Source organism: Endozoicomonas sp. ONNA1 (assembly GCF_024606325.1).
GTDB lineage: Bacteria > Pseudomonadota > Gammaproteobacteria > Pseudomonadales > Endozoicomonadaceae > Endozoicomonas_A.
Map to the genome: position 1 here is coordinate 1 of NZ_JAHHPN010000566.1, position 3033 is coordinate 3033.

Sequence of the window (3033 nt, forward strand, 5' to 3'; positions counted from 1 at the left end):
CATCACTGGCAACAAATTGTGCCAGATCCGCCAGCCAGCTATCCCTTTTGGCTTGATCTGAAGGCGGCAAGCCATTGAGGTGGTCCCGGATGTTCGCCAGACTAATCTCTAACCCCGGTTCAAGGACGATCCAGGGAAGGCAGCGCTCCATAAGACGGGTATCCAGAGAGTGTTGTTCAAGCGCATTCATGACCTGAGCAGTAACACATTCGAAGGGTGGAACAGGCAGACCGGCTTTCTGCATGCGCTGCAAAAACATTCCCTTGCCGCCCAGATTTTCCCGGTTGGCGGGAGAACAGTCAGCAGCCTGAGCCAAAACAGCTGAACGGCAGGTGCGCTCGCCTATCGGCCTTGGGTCGGGAACATCACTGGGATCAAGATCACTGAAATACCTTTCAGGTAAACTATTAGCCTTAGAATTATGATTGGGATCAGTTGTCAGGCTTTGAGGATCTGACTTGCCAAATACAGCAGATAACATCAAGATATCCCTCTGATGTTTTTATTTATCCATGATTTAATCGCTAACGCATAAAGCGATCACTTTCCTTCGACCATGATGTTTTTATAAAGTTCACCCGTCAGCCTGAAGAACGCATTAAAAGAACGGCAATAAGTTGGTAATAAGGTTTTCACTGCCATCGTTGTCAGAGTTGATCAGAGCTTGGCCAAAAATGCCCTGACGTATTTATTAACTTCGGGATTTCTTTGCTTCGCTGAATCGATAAAAGACTTATCATTTTTAAGTTGAAAAGCCGCATATTCGAAAGCACGAGGATTTTGTTCAATTAACTCCAACATATACTCGCGATCATTCAACACCGCATGACTGGCATGCCTTAAGTAAATGATACTATGAGCAATTGCACGATTAACAATGTCTTTATCGCTCTTGATTCTCTCACTTGCAAACCCCAAAGCTGCTGGATCGTTTGCAACAGCGGCCATCACCACCTTCTCATCATTCTTAAGTCTATGGCTGGCATATTTCAGCTCGCCACCCACTCGAGTGACTGATGCAATGACAACATCGCTATCATCCCCCAATTCTTTACTCACATATTCCAGTTCACCCGGATGTTCTTTAATGGCGGGTAACACAACGTCTTTATCATTCAAAACCCGTTGGCTGGCATATTTCAAACCCTGTTTCAGCAGGGAATTCCTGACTTTTTCTTTATAATCCCCAAATGGCTGCCCCGGTGGAACATCAAACTCCAGACGACCACTGCGAGGTGTTTTGATAACAAAGTATTGATCTTCCAAATGGGGATGCAAAAGCACAACCAAACGAGTACCGTTTTGGGGATCTTCCAATAAATAATGCTGTAGGAGTTCACTGCGGGTGTCCTCAGCGATCTCACCACTCATTAACATTTTCAGAAGCTTATGCTCCGATGTTTTCACGCACCTCGAAAAACACTGAACATGTTCAATAAACTGTTGTTGGTGGTCGCTTAAGAACGGGTAGAATCGGGGAACTCTGTGTAGATAGGTATAACTGATTGTGAAAAGGCAATGTTGAAAGACGAACCTATCGGCTTCTGTCGCAAGGCCGCTATCAAGTCGTTGTGCAAGCGAGTCAAAATTCCACTGATTTTTTTCACAAATGCGGCTTTTCTCAAAACGATGATCCAAATCTTTCATATCACGTAATACAACGATCAGTTTTTCAAAGGCTTCCCGCATGGATGGACGTGATTTCATCTGGGAACATTCGATGGTCACTGTACCTGCTATGGCGTTGCAACGGGTCTTTATGCCATCAGAATTTTTATCCAGTTCAATCGCTTTCAGTAACGCTACCAGAAACCACACACGCATGAACTTGCCGGCATTAAAATCCCATTCAGCATCAAATGTATCTGAAAATGTCAGCCGCAAGGTTCGTCCTTTCCCCGCCTCTGCGTGTTCAAGTAGCTCGATAACGCTCTTATGATTTCCAAGCGGCAGGGTAACAATCAAGGCATTATTCATATGGATGACAGTCCCCCGAAACTCCAGCCGTGCCATGGTTTCTTCGCCGGATCGACTCAATAGCGGAGTCTTTTTACACGGGGTCGTGCAATCCACGTAAGAGATCCTGCCTATCTTGGATGACCTGCCCTGACCCGAGGCCAAAGTGACTGGTGCCAGTGCTTCCACGAAGCGCTGATGCAGGGCAAAAATCAGCTCATGAACACTTCGAACCTGCTCAGCCTCACCGGGATTGAGTGCCTGAAGAGAGGATTGCAGTTGCTGGCAGGCTGCCACCCACTGGCAAAACTCTCTCCGGGATACCCGCCCTTCTTCAGCGGCTTGCATGGGCAAAACGATACTCTCTAACCTGGATTGAATGGTTTCTTTCAGCGTCCCGAACCGGTTGCCAAGTTCCGGAAATTCATCCCGCAATGACTGAACCTCGCGCGAACAGCTTTTACCGGCCAGCCGCAAGAAGGCATCGTAACCCTCCAACATTTCTTCAGCCCCATAAATCAGCCGGTTTACGTTGTCCCTGGTCTCTCCCAGTAGCTTTGCTCGTTGCGGTGACATGCTCAGTTTTATCGGGTTCGCCAGACAACCCAGTCCACCGCCGGGGGCAAAAAACGACAACAGGAGGGCATTTTGATCTGTAAGCCAGCGAAAACAGCTGGCGACCCGACGTAATAAGCATCTATGTTGGGGAGCCAATTCACGCTTTGACGGGACGGCTTTCGCTAACGGCTCGTCAGAAAAGGCAGAGGACAGGCTTCTGCAACTGGCCAGTTTTCCGGAATAGTCACCGACAACAATAAAGGCTCCGGGCTGTCCGTTAAAGCGGGCGCAGGCCAGTGTCGCCTGTTGGCCTTCCTGGGCGGCCACCGCTGCAAACTGTTCACCGGCCAGCATTAAGGTTTTTTCTTCTTGTCTCATAAGGATCGCCACATGATCATTGAATCCTCCTTCGGCAAAAACAAAACCCCCTGCCCGCTTCAGGAATTCGGGCTCAAGCATCCACTTTTCAGCATGGTTGGCCACGACAATGGCTCCCTTTGGCATCGTGTCTGCCTCGCC

The 3033-nt window shown here is 48.3% G+C and carries 2 protein-coding genes; both read right to left on the reverse strand.

Annotated features, from left to right (window positions below; genetic code table 11):
* Nucleotides 1-481 (reverse strand): PEP/pyruvate-binding domain-containing protein (locus tag KDK19_RS12885; RefSeq protein WP_257292125.1); only part of this gene is annotated, 481 nt, incomplete at its 3' end.
* Between the two features lie 176 nt (nt 482-657).
* Nucleotides 658-3033: DUF4116 domain-containing protein (locus KDK19_RS12890; protein ID WP_257292126.1), on the reverse strand; the 2376-nt coding region annotated here is incomplete at its 5' end.